The 17,128-nt window shown below is 35.4% G+C and carries 16 protein-coding genes; 3 read left to right on the plus strand and 13 right to left on the minus strand.

The window, feature by feature from the left end; translation table 11 throughout:
* Positions 1 to 3: 3 nt before the first annotated feature.
* The 6 genes from scpA to BZG02_RS12650 form a co-directional block, all read right to left on the minus strand.
* Complete coding sequence (gene scpA, locus BZG02_RS12625; RefSeq protein ID WP_101261795.1) at positions 4 to 2,160, minus strand: methylmalonyl-CoA mutase; 2,157 nt, start codon at positions 2,158 to 2,160, stop codon at positions 4 to 6.
* 48 nt (positions 2,161 to 2,208) lie between these two features.
* On the minus strand, positions 2,209 to 2,604 hold the full coding sequence (locus tag BZG02_RS12630) for a GxxExxY protein (RefSeq protein ID WP_101261796.1): 396 nt from the start codon (positions 2,602 to 2,604) through the stop codon (positions 2,209 to 2,211).
* A gap of 123 nt (positions 2,605 to 2,727) precedes the next feature.
* Complete coding sequence (locus BZG02_RS12635; RefSeq protein WP_101261797.1) at positions 2,728 to 4,590, minus strand: methylmalonyl-CoA mutase family protein; 1,863 nt, start codon at positions 4,588 to 4,590, stop codon at positions 2,728 to 2,730.
* Between the two features lie 102 nt (positions 4,591 to 4,692).
* Positions 4,693 to 5,748 (minus strand): endonuclease/exonuclease/phosphatase family protein, encoded by a 1,056-nt coding sequence (locus tag BZG02_RS12640; RefSeq protein ID WP_101261798.1) that lies wholly within the window; start codon positions 5,746 to 5,748, stop codon positions 4,693 to 4,695.
* 11 nt (positions 5,749 to 5,759) lie between these two features.
* Complete coding sequence (gene arsC, locus BZG02_RS12645) at positions 5,760 to 6,101, minus strand: arsenate reductase (glutaredoxin) (protein WP_218972233.1); 342 nt, start codon at positions 6,099 to 6,101, stop codon at positions 5,760 to 5,762.
* 417 nt (positions 6,102 to 6,518) lie between these two features.
* Entirely contained in the window at positions 6,519 to 7,205 is a 687-nt protein-coding gene (locus BZG02_RS12650; RefSeq protein ID WP_101261799.1) for a toxin-antitoxin system YwqK family antitoxin, read from the minus strand.
* Positions 7,206 to 7,340: 135 nt separating this feature from the next.
* Here BZG02_RS12650 and BZG02_RS12655 point away from each other — a divergent pair, with 135 nt between their 5' ends.
* Both BZG02_RS12655 and BZG02_RS12660 read left to right on the plus strand, forming a co-directional pair.
* Positions 7,341 to 7,700, plus strand: a complete 360-nt coding sequence (locus BZG02_RS12655; RefSeq protein WP_101261800.1) for a C10 family peptidase — start codon at positions 7,341 to 7,343, stop codon at positions 7,698 to 7,700.
* 223 nt (positions 7,701 to 7,923) lie between these two features.
* Positions 7,924 to 8,127, plus strand: coding sequence for a hypothetical protein (locus tag BZG02_RS12660; protein ID WP_101261801.1), 204 nt, complete (start codon positions 7,924 to 7,926; stop codon positions 8,125 to 8,127).
* A gap of 29 nt (positions 8,128 to 8,156) precedes the next feature.
* Here BZG02_RS12660 and prfB read toward each other — a convergent pair.
* From prfB to prmC, 5 genes are all read right to left on the minus strand, one after another.
* Positions 8,157 to 9,255 (minus strand): peptide chain release factor 2 gene (gene prfB, locus BZG02_RS12665; protein WP_143470465.1). Its coding sequence is split into 2 segments (ribosomal slippage): positions 8,157 to 9,191 and positions 9,193 to 9,255, totalling 1,098 coding nucleotides; the frame shifts between segments, so codons are not numbered across the junction.
* Between the two features lie 913 nt (positions 9,256 to 10,168).
* The gene (locus BZG02_RS12670; RefSeq protein ID WP_101261803.1) at positions 10,169 to 10,768 is read right to left on the minus strand and encodes an LPP20 family lipoprotein; all 600 of its coding nucleotides are present in this window, start codon (positions 10,766 to 10,768) and stop codon (positions 10,169 to 10,171) included.
* A gap of 146 nt (positions 10,769 to 10,914) precedes the next feature.
* Positions 10,915 to 12,324: an LPP20 family lipoprotein gene (locus BZG02_RS12675; protein ID WP_101261804.1), complete on the minus strand. Its 1,410-nt coding sequence runs from the start codon at positions 12,322 to 12,324 to the stop codon at positions 10,915 to 10,917.
* An 83-nt stretch (positions 12,325 to 12,407) separates the two neighbouring features.
* Entirely contained in the window at positions 12,408 to 12,899 is a 492-nt protein-coding gene (locus BZG02_RS12680; RefSeq protein ID WP_101261805.1) for a regulatory protein RecX, read from the minus strand.
* Entirely contained in the window at positions 12,899 to 13,762 is an 864-nt protein-coding gene (gene prmC / locus BZG02_RS12685; protein ID WP_101261806.1) for a peptide chain release factor N(5)-glutamine methyltransferase, read from the minus strand. Before prmC ends, BZG02_RS12680 begins: the two co-directional genes overlap by 1 nt.
* A 144-nt stretch (positions 13,763 to 13,906) precedes the next feature.
* Here prmC and cls point away from each other — a divergent pair, with 144 nt between their 5' ends.
* On the plus strand, positions 13,907 to 15,379 hold the full coding sequence (cls, locus tag BZG02_RS12690) for a cardiolipin synthase (protein ID WP_101261807.1): 1,473 nt from the start codon (positions 13,907 to 13,909) through the stop codon (positions 15,377 to 15,379).
* On the opposite strand, the gene BZG02_RS12695 is transcribed toward cls, so the two are convergent.
* Entirely contained in the window at positions 15,363 to 16,196 is an 834-nt protein-coding gene (locus tag BZG02_RS12695; protein WP_101261808.1) for a carboxypeptidase-like regulatory domain-containing protein, read from the minus strand. The genes cls and BZG02_RS12695 overlap by 17 nt on opposite strands.
* A 22-nt stretch (positions 16,197 to 16,218) precedes the next feature.
* Positions 16,219 to 17,061: a carboxypeptidase-like regulatory domain-containing protein gene (locus BZG02_RS12700; protein ID WP_180335714.1), complete on the minus strand. Its 843-nt coding sequence runs from the start codon at positions 17,059 to 17,061 to the stop codon at positions 16,219 to 16,221.
* Positions 17,062 to 17,128: the final 67 nt, after the last annotated feature.

Genomic DNA, 17,128 nt, shown 5'->3' on the forward strand with positions numbered 1-17,128 from the left:
GAACTAGTCTTTGTATTGCTCAATAAGAATTTCCAACATTTGGATAGCACATCTTGATACTTTGGTACCAGGACCAAATACACCAACAACACCAGCTTCGTATAAGAAATCGTAATCCTGAGCTGGAATAACACCACCTGCAGTAACCATGATATCTTCACGACCTAATTTCTTTAATTCTGCAATAACTGCAGGAACTAAAGTTTTGTGACCAGCAGCTAATGAAGAAACACCAACGATGTGTACATCATTTTCTACAGCTTGCTTAGCAGATTCTTCTGGAGTTTGGAATAAAGGTCCCATATCCACATCAAATCCTATATCAGCAAAACCAGTAGCAACAACTTTACCACCACGGTCATGACCATCTTGTCCCATTTTTGCAACCATGATACGAGGACGACGTCCTGTCATTTCTGCAAATTTGTCTGCTAATTTTTTTGCATTTGCAAAATCAGCATCTTGTTTCGATTCTGATGAATATACTCCTGACACGGTTCTAATAACGGCTTTATATCTTCCACAAATTTTCTCACATGCATCTGAGATCTCACCAAGAGAAGCACGTAATTGTGCAGCTTTAACAGCAAGATCCAATAAGTTACCTTCACCTCCGTTTGCACAAGCGGTGATGGCTTCAAGAGCAGCTTGAACAGCTTTTTCGTCACGGTTAGCACGTAGTTTCTTCAATCTTTCGATTTGAGCAATACGTACGGCAGTGTTATCTACTTCCAGGATATCCAATGGATCTTCTTTTTCCAAACGATATTTGTTAGTACCTACGATAGTTTGAGTGTTGGCATCAATTTTAGCTTGAGTACGAGCTGCAGCTTCTTCGATACGAAGTTTTGGAATACCAGATTCGATTGCTTTCGCCATACCACCTAATTTCTCAACCTCTTCGATATGAGCCCAAGCTTTGTCAACTAATTCCTGAGTTAATGACTCTACGTAGTAAGAACCAGCCCATGGATCAACAGCTTTACAGATTGTAGTTTCATCTTGAATGAAAATCTGAGTATTACGAGCAATACGAGCAGAGAAATCGGTTGGTAATGCAATTGCTTCATCCAATGCATTGGTGTGAAGAGATTGTGTGTGACCTAGCGCGGCAGCCATTGCTTCGATACAAGTACGTCCAACATTGTTGAATGGATCTTGCTCGGTTAATGACCAACCTGAAGTTTGCGAGTGAGTACGCAATGCCATCGACTTAGGATTCTTAGGATTGAATTGTTTTACAATCTTAGACCATAGTAAACGACCAGCACGCATTTTAGCAATCTCCATGAAGTGATTCATTCCAATTGCCCAGAAGAAAGACAAACGAGGAGCGAATGTATCTACATCCATACCTGCAGCTACTCCTTTTTTCAAGTACTCTAAACCATCAGCAAGCGTATAAGCCAACTCGATATCAGCTGTAGCACCTGCTTCTTGCATGTGGTAACCAGAGATAGAAATAGAGTTGAATTTAGGCATGAAATTCGAAGTAAATTCGAAAATATCAGCAATAATCTTCATTGAGAAATCTGGTGGATAAATGTATGTGTTACGCACCATGAATTCTTTCAAAATATCGTTTTGGATAGTTCCTGAAAGTTCTTCTAATTTAGCACCTTGCTCTAAACCTGCAACAATGTAGAAAGCCAATACTGGAAGTACTGCTCCGTTCATTGTCATAGATACTGACATTTGATCCAAAGGAATTTGATCGAAAAGGATCTCCATATCCAGGATAGAATCGATTGCAACTCCTGCTTTTCCAACATCACCAATTACACGAGGATGATCTGAATCGTATCCACGGTGAGTAGCTAAATCGAATGCTACAGAAAGACCTTTCTGACCAGCAGCAAGGTTACGACGGTAGAATGCATTTGATTCTTCGGCAGTTGAGAAACCTGCGTACTGACGAACTGTCCAAGGACGCAAAGGATACATTGCTGAATAAGGTCCACGTAGGAATGGTGGCAAACCTGAAACATAGTTTAGGTGCTCCATACCTTCTAAATCTTCCTTGTTAAAAGCTGTTTTAACAGGAATTTGTTCTGGTGTCATCCAAGATTTTTCAATGCCGTTTTCTTTTTCCCATTCCTGAGATGTTGTAGCAGCTCTCTGAGATGACTTGATATTTATATTTTTAAAATTTGGCTTCATTTCTTTTTAGATTTTTGTTAACGCAAAGTCGCTAAGACGCAATTTATTTTAGAAATAATATTGATTGACTTTTCGTTTAATACCTTGTTTAATTAATGGAACATTAAAATTGATTAAAAAACCTAGCTTTTTATCTGCAAGTTTTAGATAGGTTACCAATTGAACTTCATGTACTGGTAATAGAATTTCCACTGCTTTAAGTTCAATTATCACCTCATTTTCAACTAATAAATCAATTATAAAATCTTTTCCTAAAGTTTTTCCTTTAAAAACGACTGGTAATTTAACTTGTCTTTCAACTCTTAATTTAAGTCTTTTAATTTCTTCTTCGAGACAAACTTCATAAACAGATTCAAGTAAACCAGGACCGAGTTCTTTATGCACCTCATAAGATGCTTGAACTATTATCTGACCTATTTCCTCGTATCGTATTTTAGAAATCATCTTTGCTTTATTAAAACGCTAAGTCGCTAGGACGCTAAATTATCTAATCCATTAGTTTAAAAACTTTTCGTTTTCGTGTCTTTGCGTTTATTTGTTGTTGCGTCTTTGTGTCTTAGCGTTGAATTAAATTCCTAACTCGGCTTGATATGCTTTTAAAGTTTCAAGAACGTTCGACTTCACGTTAATAAAGTTTTCAACCCCTTTTGCTTTTAATTCGTCGGCACATGCCGGAGCACCTGCAACAACGGTAATTGCCTTACCTTTAAGAGCTTCGTAAACTTCAGGAACGATAGTTGCGTATTCATCATCAGAACTACAAACAACAACTATTTTAGCACCTTTTTCGGTTACGAATTTTACACCTTCTTCAACTGATTTAAAGCCGTTATGATCTGCTACTTCAAATCCAGCACAAGCGAAGAAGTTACAAGCAAACTGAGCACGAGCTTTACGCATGTTTAAGTTTCCGATTGGGAACATTATCACTTTAGGACGACCATTTGTTTTGCTGTAAACATCAGTTTTGTTACGAAGAGTTTCGAAAGCCTGAGCACCACGGTATGGTTTCAATGTTTCGCAAACAGCATCGGCTGCAGTTTTATCTGCAGGAGCAAGAACAGTTTCAGGAAGAGCTTCCAATACTTCTCCAAAATTTGGGAATTGGTTAGTTCCTAAGAAATTTTCTTGACGAGTAGCGATTTGAAAATCACGTTTTTGAGCAGTTGCTTTAATTGTAGACTGAACGAATCCAGCTTTAAATGCAGCAAGATAACCACCTTTGTCTTCAACAGTCAGGAATAATTTCCATGCTTCGTCGGCGATAGACTCAGTAAGTGATTCAATATAATAGGAACCCGCAGCAGGATCGGCAATCTTAGCCATGTGCGATTCTTCTTTTAATAATAATTGCTGATTACGAGCAATTCTTTCAGAGAAAACAGATGACTTTGCAAATGCAGAATCGAAAGGTTTTACGGTAAAAGAATCCAAACCACCTAAAACAGCAGACATAGATTCTGTTTGGGTGCGCAACATGTTCACATAAGGATCATAAACAGTTTTGTTCCATTCTGAAGTTTCACCATGCACATGCATTTTGCAAACTTCGTTGTTTGAAGGACCAAATGCTTTAACAATGTTTGCCCATAACATACGTCCAGCTCTTAGTTTTGCAATTTCCATGAAATACTTAGAGCTTGTTGCAAAGTTGAAACGGATTTTAGGAGCTACTTCGTCAACCGAAAGTCCAGCTTCAATCATTTTGCTTAGGTATTCGGCACCTGAAGCTAAAGAAAATCCTAATTCTTCAACAATTGAAGATCCGGAGTTGTTGAATAAGCTACCACCAACTGCAATTACTTTAAAATTAGGAAGAGCTTTGGCCGCTTCAACAGCTTCTTTTACAAACTTGTACGAAGCTTCTTCTGATCCGCAAAAGTTACCAACAGTACTAAAACCAGAATTGATATCGATAGAAACCCCGCCATTTAATTTATCTAGAGCGATACCTTTTTCAGTAGCAATTGTCTGTAGGTTTTTGATTAAATCAATTGAACCATGAGATTTTTCGAAGTTGATTTCTACACAATCCAAGAAAATACCTTCTAATAAAGTAGTTAGCTCCACTTTGCTTAGGTCTTTCCAATTCAATACGAATCCTATGGAATCAATACCTTTGTTTAAAACATCAAGTGCTTTTGCATTTGCTGCTTTAACATCTTCCACAATAATATCCTGACGAACTAACCAGTCGTTGTTGTCTTTTTTATTACCACGAACATAAGGAAAATCTCCAGGATAGGTATTCATGAAGGCTTTGTCATCCATGTTCTCCAGTCTGTAGAAAGGCTGTACATTGAATCCTTCATTAGTTCTCCAAACCAACTTTCTATCAAAGTCAGCACCTTTAAGATCTTTAGTGATTTTGTCAATCCACTCTTGAGTAGATTGAGGAGCAAAGTCACTAAAAAGTTTATTATCTGCCATAACTGTAACTGTTTAAAAATTAGAGCCTAAAAATAAGGCCTTTTTATCATTAAAGGAAAGTTTAAAAAATGTTCTTCATCATACTTTAAGAACATGAAAAAACTATTGTTTTGTTTTAAAATTTACTATAACTGGAGCGTGGTCAGATACTTGCATCCATTGTTGAAGTGTGTTTCCACTATTTTTCACAAAGTGATTATTTGTAAAAAGGTAATCGACTTTTCGATTCCAGTACCCGTTTTTATCTGTTGTATGAGTGAAATGTTTCGAATTATCAGCCTTAAATTCTTGCAAAGGAATGGCGGCTTTATAGTTTTCGTAAAAAGGCATTAACCATTCAGTTTCGGAGCTGTAATTATCAGCTTGAAAATCTTCATCGGTGCAAACCGAATCGTCGAAATTACTAGTTTGATTGCTAAAGGGAGGAAGAGAGTTAAAATCGCCACCTAAAATAAATTCTTGTCCTTTTTGATTTAGGGAATCGACGTAAGTCTTCAGAATTTCTAACTGTTTTTTCTTGGTATCATCATTGGCATAGGCTGATAGATGAGTGGTTAAGAGTTTTATTGATTTCTGATTGCTTTCAAGGTTTATTTCTAAAATGTTCCGCTTTAGATAAAAATAACGAACTATAAAATTTTGCGATTGAATTAAAGGCAAGGCAATGCGTTTAGCATCGGTGAATTTCCACTTGGATAAAATAGCGTTACCCGAATCCATTTTTCCGATTCCATCGCTAGGGATGTATCTGGCTTTCCATTGGGAGGCGTAAGCGGCATAGTTAAAATTAGTATTGTCGAGCAGATATTGAACCTGATCAACAAAAGCACTTCTTTTTGCGTTTACATCGGCTTCTTGAATAAACAGGATATCTGGGTTTACTTCTCGGATCTTTTCTGATAGAAGCGCCATATTGTCAATCACTTCAGATTTTTCCATGATCACCCGATTGCCATGACCATCAAAAAAGAAGTCGATTCTGCCACCTCCAAATTTAATGTTCCAAGTCATTACTTTTAAGGTATCCGGAAAGGCGAATTCTTGTTTTTCGATGCTTTCGTACAAGGATACTTCTGTTCCAATTTCAGTTGCAAAAGGATCGCAAGCAACCAATAGTAGCGATAAAAGGACGATGTATATAGTGCGAAATTTGTTCATGTTCGTATTTATTAAAAAATCTCCTCCATTTTTTCAGCTGGCACAGCAAATATTCCTTTGTGGTCTTTAATAACTATGGGACGTTGAATTAGGTTTGGGTATTCAATTAAGATTTTAATCCATTCATCGGTGTTGAAATTTTTTCCTTTAAAATCAGTTTTGTAGATTTTCTCTTGAGTACGAATAATTTCCCATGGCTGTTTGGCCATTCTCATTAACACATCAGCAAGTTCTGCTTCGGTAAATTCTTCTTTAAGGTACAAGCGGATTTCAGGTTCTAAACCTTTGTCTTGTAAATATTTTAAGCCGGCTCTACTTTTGGAGCAACGAGGGTTGTGGTATATTTTCAACATTTTTATTTCTGATTTACTGTTTAAGGTGATACAAATATACGGCTTTACAGATAATGGAAAGACAGATTTGAAGATATTCACCTATTTATTGCAATACTTGGCTTTAGGTGAGTGAAAATTTGAAAACCGGCTTGCTTCCTGAATCCGGGAAATGCCGTTCGATTAAAAAGAAAGCTTTTCGGGTGCAGTAAAATGCCGTTTGACTCATCCGGTGAGCTTTTCATTTGGTAAAAAGCAGCGTACGATCATTCTAATGCCATTTTCCAGTTGCAGAAAACCCTCTTCGATCAACAGCACGGGCTTTTCTTGTACTGGAAATGTCCGTTTGACCAGCCGGATGCACTTTTCTGTTGCAAGGGCAAGGTCATTCTACTAAAAAAAATCAAACTATTTCGTGAACACTCTCCCATTTTACATTTAGGGGTTTGTGTTATCTGTATTAATGACCTCTATAGGATATTCATCTTTTGTACGGCCATTTTTAAACATGGCTTTTTGATTCACACTTCCATCTTCATTATAGGTAGTCCATTCTCCTTCTCTCACACCATTTTTGTAAGTCCCCTTTTCCTCTAGCTTTCCGTTTTTGGAGTACCAGTGCCATTCACCTTCTTGTTTGCCATCCTTATATGTTCCCTTTCTATTTGTGTTTCCATTCTCCCAATACCAGCTCTCTTGTCCTTCTTTTTTTCCGTTTTTATACTTCCCTTTGCCCCATAACTTTCCGCTTATAAAATAATCTTTCCATTTCCCCTCTTTCCTTCCATTTTCAAATCTTACTTTACTTGCTCTTTTACCGACTTTTTTAAGTTTTAAACGGGTTTTAAAGAATTTCTGGTTTCTGTACCAAATTTCTTTTCCCTGTTTTTTTCCATTTTTATACTTTATTATCCGAAAGCTAATATTCCTATTCGTGTATTCTTCCCACTTCCCTACTTTTTTTCCATTTTTATATGCCCCAGTGGCAACTAGCTTTCCATCTTTGAAATATTCTTTCCATATTCCTTCCTTTTCTCCCTCTTTATTTAGTTTGTTTTCCTGTGCAAAGAGATTTGCTTGTGAGCATAAAAAAAATACTAATAAAAAAGTGAGTAATGTTTTCATCCTGCGTTATTATAGTTAATTTCAAATGACCGTATAAATTATATTGTTGACTATAAATAAAAACTACAATTTAGATGATTATGAGAAAAATTACATTATTTATATATTATTTTTCTTTTTTCCTGCGAAAAAGAAATGGATACTATTAATACGGAAATAGTATCAGTTTTTGATTATGAAAAAGCAAAAGTAGAATTAAAAGTTAATAGGCCAATTTATGTTCAGGGAGTTGATAAGTTGGGAGATGGTATTAAGGGATATGCTTTTGTTTGTGATGGATACAAAATAATTGGAACTTATGTGATAAATAATGGAGTTAAACCTGTTAATCCTGCTTTTTCTACAAATTATGTACACATTAATTGGGGATGGAAAGAGGATACTTTTATAGAGGGATTTGATGGTTGGAGTTTTGCCGAAGGTTTAAATGTTACAACTACGAATGGGATTCATTTCTATAATGATCAAAATACGATGCTTTTATTGAAATTTTAAAGATATTGGTGAGATAAAATTTAGACTTAATGAATAAGTGTTTGCGGTCACACATATTTTAATTAATGAACCACCAATGAGGTGGTTTTTTTGTGATCTATTTGTTATCCAGCAGACATGATTAGTTAATTTTCTTTATTAGTTTTAAGGTGTTGATCTATTTGGTGGCTATAAAACCATTGGGCTATTTCAAATTCATTGGCACAGATTCAAATAAAATAGCATGAAGAATTTTATAAATAATAGAAAATTTGAAATAGTTGGAGGCTTAGTAGGTCTTTTGGGTGGATTTCTTTACTGGAAATATGTTGGATGCGTTTCTGGAACCTGTCCAATTCAGGCCAATTGGTACACCATGGTTCCTTACGGATTTCTTTTTGGTGTGCTGATAGGAGGGATGTTTAAACCGAAAAAAAGAAAAGAGTAGAGGCGTAGCATGCTACGCCTCTACTCTTTTTATTTTTTTTCATCATTACTAAATTCCATTAGAAATGCTTTAATGAATCCATCCAAATCACCATCTAAAACGGCTTGTACATTTGAGGTTTCGTGGCCTGTTCTTACATCCTTAACTAGTTTGTAAGGTTGCATTACATAGGAACGAATTTGTGAACCCCATTCAATTTTCTTTTTTGATCCTTCAATCTTGTCAGTTTCTTCCTGACGTTTTCTCAGTTCCAATTCATATAGCTGTGATTTCAGCAATCGAAGTGCGTTTTCACGATTTCCTAATTGCGAACGAGTTTCTGTATTTTCGATAATGATTCCAGTAGGAGCATGTCGTAAACGTACGCCTGTTTCCACCTTGTTTACATTCTGTCCGCCAGCACCACCCGAACGGAAAGTATCCCAGCTGATATCTGCAGGATTAATCTCAATTTCGATGGTATCGTCGATGGCAGGATAAACGTATACGGATGCAAAAGAGGTCATTCGTTTATTGGCTGCATTAAAAGGGGAAAGACGAACCAAGCGGTGTACGCCGTTTTCCGATTTTAGGAATCCGTAAGAAAAATCGCCTTCAAATTCGAGAGTCGCCGATTTAATTCCAGCTTCGTCACCTTCCTGATATTCTAACGAATTTACTTTATAACCATGAGCTTCGCCATAACGCAAATACATTCGGTAAAGCATTTCGGCCCAGTCGCAACTTTCGGTTCCACCAGCACCGGCATTTATTTTTAGAATTGCTCCTAGCTTATCTTCATCCTTTCGGAGCATATTTTTTAGCTCCAAAGCTTCAATTAGGTCTTCTGTGGTAGTAAATTGCTCATCAACTTCCTCGGGCGATGCTTCCTCTTCCTTTGCAAAATCATACAAAATTTGAAGGTCGTCAAATGCTTCTTTAACTGTATGATAGGAGTCAACCCAAGATTTAAGTCCACGAACTTTTTTCATTTGAATCTCGGCTTCTTTTGGTTTGTCCCAAAATCCTGGAGCCTGAGTTCTTAATTCTTCTTCCTGTATTTGAATTATTTTGGCATCAACGTCAAAGATACCTCCTTAACGCTTGCGTGCGCTCCGCTAAATCTTTTAGCTGGTCTGATGTGATCATTTTCGAAATTTATTATTTGAGATGTAAAGGTAGTAAACAAAGAGAAAGGAACAATCTGAAATAAATGTGTAATGTTGTTTTTAGTAAATTGAAGCGAACAGTTTTGAGAGTAGTTTGCAAGATATTCTTTATAAGCTAAAAACTGAATTATTTTGGCATCAAGGTCAAAGATACCTCAGATTACTTTTTTGGCGCTTGCGTGCGCTCCGCTAAATCTTTTAGCTGGTCTGATGTGATCATTTTCGAAATTTATTATTTGAGATGTAAAGGTAGTAAACAAAGAGAAAGGAACAATCTGAAATAAATGTGTAATGTTGTTTTTAGTAAATTGAAGCGAACAGTTTTGAGAGTAGTTTGCAAGATATTCTTTATAAGCTAAAAACTGAATTATTTTGGCATCAAGGTCAAAGATACCTCAGATTACTTTTTTGGCGCTTGCGTGCGTTCCGCTAAATCTTTTAGCTGGTCTGATGTGATCATTTTCGAAATTTATTATTTGAGGTGTAAAGGTAGTAAACAAAGAGAAAGGAACAATCTGAAATAAATGTGTAATGTTGTTTTTAGTAAATTGAAGCGAACAGTTTTGAGAGTAGTTTGCAAGATATTTTTTACAAACTAAAAACTGAATTGTTTTGGCATCAAGGTCAAAGATACCTCAGATTACTTTTTTGGCGCTTGCGTGCGCTCCGCTAAATCTTTTAGCTGGTCTGATGTGATCATTTTCGAAATTTATTATTTGAGATGTAAAGGTATTCAACAGTTAGAAATTAACAATGATCAGTTGTTGGTTCCTAATTTTTCAACATGCGTAAGAGAAAGCCTTGTTCTATAAAAAAAACAGCGCATGAATTGTTTTCATGCGCTGCTGTGTAAAAATATTTAAAGACATTAATCTTTAAATAAAAATCCTTCTTTAAAATCCTCTTTGTTCAGCTTCCAATTTTTGCATTTCAGCATTAAAAGTTTCTTTAAATTTTTCGTAATCGTAATCCACTTTTAGTTTATCATCCTGCGATAACTTTTGGTTGATTGCTTCTTCCAAATCTTTTGAGCTCATTTCAAGAGCAATGTATGTTTTGTATTTGTTTTGACCTGTTCTGGTTTGTTTTTCACAAATCACTTTAATGTTGTTCAGTTGTTGATTAATTACTTCACGGGTTAATCCTTCGAAACGCTCTTCAACTTGTTCAACATTGTTCAGTTCTGTTGAATTTACATAGTTATCGATAGTTCCTTTAACTGTCGATTGAATTAATGTTGCCAATTCGGCGCGAGCATTTGCTCCAGCTTTCTTTTTAGATACCATTTGATCTAAACTTTCGCCAATAGCCGATGCTCTAAAATAGTTTTTATCACTTTGGTAATCGGGTCCGGTGCAGTACACCTCAATTAGTTCTTCGCCTTGTGCTTTTGTTGTAACTGCTTTTTCGGCTGATCCGCAAGAACTCATTCCTGCAACCAATAAAATTCCTAATCCAAGGAATAAGCTTTGATGTAATTTTCTTGTTTTCATCTTTTTTTTAGATTTTAGATGTGAGACTTTAGAAGTGAGATGATTGTTTCTTTTCAAATGTCTCTACCATTTTATGAAATTATTTGTATTATTTTATTGCCAATAGAAGACCAAAAGTCTCTTATTTTATTATTCTCATTTATTTTTTACAAATCCAATTGATTAAGTTTTGGTACAATTGTGTTGTTAATTTCATACAAAGCCTGATCGTAAGCTTCTTTTACTGCGTAATCGTAGCTAATTGGTTTCATTCCTTTTACTTCGTAAATGGCATCGTTAAAAATTTCCATGCCTGTTTTTGCATCAGTAAGAGAGAAAAAACAATCCAGATATACGATATATACTTTGTAATTTCGACCTTCTTTTATTTCTCCTTTTATTACATTGGTGTTGATATCGAGTATTACTTTGGCTTCATTTTTATCTTCTGTAAAGGAGAAAAAATTCTCCGATAGCTCTTTCTTTAGGCTATTGGTAAGAATTTCTCGTTTTGAATCTACTCCAAATATTTTCTCGCTAAAGTTCATAAATGCTTTTAAGCGCTCCACATTTAAAATAATTTTACTTTTTGGTGCTGATTCTTCGGTGAAGAAAAGTTTATTTAACTCATAATTCTCGTTGTTTTCATTTAAAATAGAGGAAAGATCAAGAGAAACAGTAATTTCTTGTAGTTTTTGGCGCGAGGTAACTTTTGATAATTGCGAGGATGCATAGCCAAATTGGTCTGTAGCAACATTTTCATTCAAAATACCTTCTCCTTTTGTGAATTTAAGCTCCAAAGGCAATTGAGGAATTATTTGATCCTCCTGGTCGGCTAGCCAAGTTGCTTTTACCAAGATTGGCTCTTTTTGAGAAGTAGATATTTCGAGTTGAATCGCTTTTTTAGCTACGTCAAGTTGTGTTCTGCTAAAAATATTTTGGATGGAATTATAAATATCTGTTCCTAAGTTGATGGTTCCATCCAATGTCATTACGCTAAGATCTTCATCTAAGTGATTTTTTATCGCATCCAACGATTTGGCATAGTAGTTTAAAGCTTGAAACAAATCGAGTTGAAGCTCGTATTGTTTGCCTTCTTCAAAATAACTTTGAGCGAGTTTTTTTGCTTTGTTTAGCTTTACTCTTTTTAAGAGTGCATACTGATTTTTTGATAGTTGATAGTAAACCCAGTATTCACCTTCTTTTTTATTGTCCCAGGATGCAACCATTTCGTATCCTTCCAAATCCTGCACAAGAGAGGTTCTTATGTCAGCTTCGAATTCTTCTTTAAAACTCGTATTGTTTTCGAATTGATGTAGTACGGAATTAGAGGAAATAGAGATAGAAATTTCGGAGCACAAATCCTGTAAAGCTTGATTTTTAGCCAATTGCATATAGCTTGTTTCGTTGGCATCTTTTCTCACTACAGCTATGCCAACATAGTAATCCGATGATATAGGACGCTCTTTTACCCATTCAGGAGCTCGGCGTTTGGCTGCTGTTGTATTTGGTGAACAGCTCACCAGAAATGCAATAATAAAGCAAAATTGTAGTAAGGTGCGTAAATGTTTAATCATTTTTATGATTTTGTAGGTTTAGATTCTCGAATTTTAAAGATAAAGAATTGTAAACAATAAGGGTGCCAAAGCTAAATTAAAATTTAATTTGTGTCTGAAATAAGTTCATTAATTATTTTTAAGGATAGCTGAGACTCAAAACCTCTTCCTTGTGCAAATCGGAACAGTTTGGCTCTTAATTGATAAGGATCTTTTTCTTTAGTGGTTTTTATTTTACTGAACAGAATATCATGCAGGTTTTGGTTGTATTCATTTTCATCAAATTGGTCTATTGCATCCAATATAAGATGTTCCGAAATTTGCTTTTGTTTTAAATGATGAGCAATTTTTATTCTTCCCCATCGGTTAAAACGGAATTTATCTCGAGCGTAAAAATTGGTATATCGTTCTTCGTTAAGAAATTTTTCTTCTACTAAAGTTTGGATAATTTGATCCTGATCGTCAGATGAAATTTCCCAATCGTTTAGCTTTTTCCGAATGTCATAGCTGCATTTTTCTTGTCGGCTGCAAATAAACATGGCTTTCGACAAGGCAGATGCCACACTAATTTCTTTTTTCTTTTTTTTGTACTCCATTAATACGATTTTATAGCAGAAATCATTCTGTTTTTTCCATTGATATCCATTCTTAGTTGAATGTTTTTAAACTCATATTTTTCTAGTAATGTTACCATTTCCTTTCCTAAACTTTCGTTGATTTCAAAATAAAGTTTGCCATCTTTTTTTAAATGTTGAAGAGCAAGTTCCGTTATTGTCCGGTAAAATAGTAACGGATCGTTATCGCTTACAAATAATGCACTAGCCGGTTCATAGTCCAAAACATTTTTCTCCATTTTACTCTTTTCGGCTTCGGTAACATAGGGAGGGTTGCTTACAATAATATCAAAATTATCCCAGTCGAAATTTTTCCAGTTTAAAATGTCCCGATGAAAGAAGGTCACATCAATTTTATGGAGTGTGGCATTTTCTTTCGCTTTTATTATTGCACCAATTGAAATATCTGCTGACGAAATATGGGCATTTTTTAAATTTTTCGCTAATGAAATAGGAATGCAGCCGCTACCGGTTCCAATATCTAAAATGGATAAACCATTTTGTTGGTTTTCATTAATAATTGCATGAACCAACTCTTCGGTTTCGGGGCGTGGAATTAATGTGTGTTCGTTTACTTTAAAAGTAAGATCGTAAAATTCTGTTTCTCCTAAAATATACTGTATGGGTTTATTGGTTTTAAGCTGTTGTATATAAGTGTCAATGATATCAAAATTATCTTTGGTAATAGATTCAGTTTTGTTCATCTGAATTTGAGTTCTCGAATATTTTAAAACGAATTCAAGCAGAATATAGGCCATACTTTCTGTTTCTTGTACAGGATATATATTTTGGAGTTCTTTTTTTATGTAATTTATTGTAGATTGTATTGTGCTTACTGGAGTCATCTGAGTTAAGAATATTGGTGAGAACTGATATGTATTAAATGTGAAAAATGGATATAACAGCAAATGATTGTCCTATTACTCACATCTAGTATCTCATAACTATAAAAAAAACAAAGATACAAATCTTCTGAAGTAGTCGAATATATGCTATTAACAATTAATTGGTCGGAATTCTGGTTTAATTTATTTGAAGTGTTGGCAGTTTTGTATGTCATCACCATTATTTCTACGGTAATTATTGTAATATTAGAAAATCGTAGTCCAGTAAAATCCATCTCGTGGATTCTGGTTCTAATTTTACTACCCGTTTTAGGTTTTATTTTCTATTTGGTATTTGGACAGAGTTTTCGGAGACGGAAAATGTTCAGTATGAAAGAATTGGGAGATATGAAGTGGCTTCAAGTAATGAGTCAGGATCAGAAGCTTCATTTGGATAAAAATCGATGGTTAAAGGATGAGCGAATTCATGAAAAAAAGAATTTAATGACTCTGCTTTTAAACAATTCGAAGGCATTGCTTACCGGTTACAATCGCGTAAAAATTCTGAACGATGGAAAAGAAACATTTCCGTCTATTTTTAAAGCCCTTCGGAAGGCAAAAGATCATATTCATTTGGAGTATTACATTATTGAAGATGGAGAATTGGCTTCGGAATTACTAGAGATATTAATGCAGAAAGCAAAAGAAGGGGTTGAGGTTCGTGTAATTTACGACGATGTAGGGAGCTGGAAATTAAGCAAGAAATATGTGATTGATTTGCAACAAGCAGGTGTGAAGATTCATGCTTTTTTACCGGTTCGGTTTCCCGTTTTAACAAGTCGGGTAAATTATCGAAATCATCGAAAAATAATTGTAATTGATGGGGATACTGCTTTTGTTGGCGGATTGAATTTTGCCGATAGGTATCTTCATGGAATTCCCGAAATAGGCTCTTGGCGAGATACACATTTGAAAATTGTTGGCGAAGCTGCTTCCAGTTTGCAAATTGTATTTTTAATCGACTGGTATTTTGTTCGTCAGGAGGTTTTGCTTGATCAAAAATACCTTCCCTACAAAAGAGTGAAGCAAAAATGTTTGTTGCAAATTACCGCATCGGGAGCCGATTCCGATTGGGCAAGTATTATGCAGGCCTATTTCTCGGCCATAACTTCGGCAAGGAGGAATGTGTATATTTCATCGCCATATTTTATGCCGAATGGAAGCATTTTAATGGCGCTAAAAACTTCGGCCATGAGTGGTGTGGATGTTCGTGTGTTACTTCCTAAAAAGTCGGATTCTTACATGACTTATTGGGGAACGCTTTCTTATATTGAAGAATTATTGGAAGCTGGTGTGCGTATCTTTTTTTACCAAGGAGGATTTAATCACAGTAAAATAATGATGGTAGATGGAATAATGGCAACTGTTGGAACGGCTAATATGGATGTGCGTAGCTTTGAACAAAACTTTGAAGTAAATGCCTTAATTTACGATGAGGATACTACTTTGCAATTGCGAGCCCGTTTTCTTTCAGATTTAAAGGATAGCGAAGAATTGCATTTGCACGAATGGCAGAATCGATCGAAAAGGCAAAGAGTAAAAGAATCAATGGCTCGATTATTTACTCCTCTTTTGTAGTTTCTTCCTTGTATTTATCGAACCAAAACAGGATCTGTTTCATCACAAAATAGTCGGAGGAATTGGCAGTCACTTTTATATGAGAACCCGCATATTCCATAAATTCTAGTAGTTCATCGCCTTCCAAACCCGTTGCATCGGCAATAATTTCGGCATTGTATTTCGATCTAATTTTTTTTGTATCTCCCTCGTTTCTAATCAATTTGGAAATTTTCTTTTTCGATTTTTCCGATTTGCTCAGTTTGTCGAACAGGAAATCACTTGGTGCAAAAATTGCGCTTACAACTCCCATTTTCCCTTCTCGATTAGGTCGGTATTGTGCAGGTACAACATTTGGTTCTTTTGTATTGTAGGGGGCTAATTGTTCGGTAATGCTTTTATTAATTGGGTTTTTTTCTTCGATTTTGGTATTGATAAAATCTTCTTTAAACTCATCCCAGGTTCCCAATGCGAAAATATCTACTTCATCTAGTAAATAGGAAATGTCGTCTAATTTAATTTGAAAGAAGGGAGGGAATTGGGTATTAAAAATGAATGGGACTGGCCAATCAATAGCCTTGTAACCCAAAGCGCTAATTCGGAGTGTATCGTATTGCTGAATTTGCAAATGGAAAACACCAAGGCTGTCGCAAATAATTCCTCTGCGCGTTCTTTTAATGGTAATGGTTGCTAAAGGAATAGGATTTAGGCTTTCCGAATGAAGTACTTGTCCCGAAATACTGATAATGGAATCTGTTTTAGAGTTTTCCGAAAATGAGTAAGTGCTGGAGCTAAGAAATAGAATTAATAAAATGTAAAATAAGCTCTTTAAATTCATAATAAGAGTTTAATTCATTGTATTAAGGGCGCAAATGGTTCATTATTGTTCCTAATGAATCAGCATAGCTTAAACTGTTTTCGAACTGAGGTTTTTCTTGCAAAAAGTTTTGGTAAAGTTGTTTAATTCGTACCCCAATATACATTTCACTAGTTTGATGCGTAAAATTTTCTTTTGAGTTAATGTAGGTCATTAGTAGTTCCAATCGGTGACCCGATTCATGGGTTAACTCAGCAATTACTTCTTTGTTGAATTTTTTTTGAAGAATTCGCAGTTGCCAGTCCGTTAAAGGCACAACTCCCATTCGTGCTCTTCTTTTGCTTCCAATCGATTTAATTAAGCCAACACCATCGGCCACATTAAAACCAAAACCTTGTCTGTTTAGCGAGCGTGCTTCAGCTTGGGCAAGTTTCAAGTTGCCAAAATCGAATGTCGTGGCTATATTTTCTTCTTCTTCTGGCAAATCTTCCTGAATAAATCTTTCTTTAAATTGTGCATAGGTTCCTAAAGAGTATATACTCACTTCATCCAGAAGAATACTCCCTTTTTCCATGTAAATTTCTTGAAAAATTTCTTCTTCTACTTCGGGAGCGATGATTGTTACTGTTTGTTCTTTAAAACCTAAAGCCGAGATTCTTAATTTTTGATTAGGATGAACTCGTAAGCGAAAGAAACCCGCACTGTCACAAATAATTCCCCAATTGGTTCTGTCCAAATTAACATTGGCAAACGAAACTCCCTCTAAGCTTTCTGGATTAATGACCTTTCCCGAAACGATAAAACTATCATCATTTTGTTCTTCCTGAGAAAATGCCCCAAGGAAAATAAATAGGGAAAGAAATAGGGTAAGTAGACTTGTTTTCAAATTGCTGGATTTACTTATTGTTTTGTAAAGATACTTTTCAAAATGAATGATTGTTTAAAATATTACA

It is taken from the genome of Labilibaculum filiforme, assembly GCF_002843315.1.
GTDB lineage: Bacteria > Bacteroidota > Bacteroidia > Bacteroidales > Marinifilaceae > Labilibaculum > Labilibaculum filiforme.

Bases quoted from the DNA above. Each gene is read 5' to 3' on its own strand.
- BZG02_RS12660 (WP_101261801.1), top strand. From the start codon at position 7,924: ATGAAGAATTTTATAAATAATAGAAAATTTGAAATAGTTGGAGGCTTA.
- BZG02_RS12675 (WP_101261804.1), bottom strand. From the start codon at position 12,324: ATGATTAAACATTTACGCACCTTACTACAATTTTGCTTTATTATTGCA.
- BZG02_RS12640 (WP_101261798.1), bottom strand. From the start codon at position 5,748: ATGAACAAATTTCGCACTATATACATCGTCCTTTTATCGCTACTATTG.
- cls (WP_101261807.1), top strand. From the start codon at position 13,907: ATGCTATTAACAATTAATTGGTCGGAATTCTGGTTTAATTTATTTGAA.
- BZG02_RS12630 (WP_101261796.1), bottom strand. From the start codon at position 2,604: ATGATTTCTAAAATACGATACGAGGAAATAGGTCAGATAATAGTTCAA.
- BZG02_RS12655 (WP_101261800.1), top strand. From the start codon at position 7,341: ATGGATACTATTAATACGGAAATAGTATCAGTTTTTGATTATGAAAAA.
- BZG02_RS12650 (WP_101261799.1), bottom strand. From the start codon at position 7,205: ATGAAAACATTACTCACTTTTTTATTAGTATTTTTTTTATGCTCACAA.
- BZG02_RS12670 (WP_101261803.1), bottom strand. From the start codon at position 10,768: ATGAAAACAAGAAAATTACATCAAAGCTTATTCCTTGGATTAGGAATT.
- prmC (WP_101261806.1), bottom strand. From the start codon at position 13,762: ATGACTCCAGTAAGCACAATACAATCTACAATAAATTACATAAAAAAA.
- BZG02_RS12635 (WP_101261797.1), bottom strand. From the start codon at position 4,590: ATGGCAGATAATAAACTTTTTAGTGACTTTGCTCCTCAATCTACTCAA.
- BZG02_RS12680 (WP_101261805.1), bottom strand. From the start codon at position 12,899: ATGGAGTACAAAAAAAAGAAAAAAGAAATTAGTGTGGCATCTGCCTTG.
- arsC (WP_218972233.1), bottom strand. From the start codon at position 6,101: ATGTTGAAAATATACCACAACCCTCGTTGCTCCAAAAGTAGAGCCGGC.
- BZG02_RS12695 (WP_101261808.1), bottom strand. From the start codon at position 16,196: ATGAATTTAAAGAGCTTATTTTACATTTTATTAATTCTATTTCTTAGC.
- scpA (WP_101261795.1), bottom strand. From the start codon at position 2,160: ATGAAGCCAAATTTTAAAAATATAAATATCAAGTCATCTCAGAGAGCT.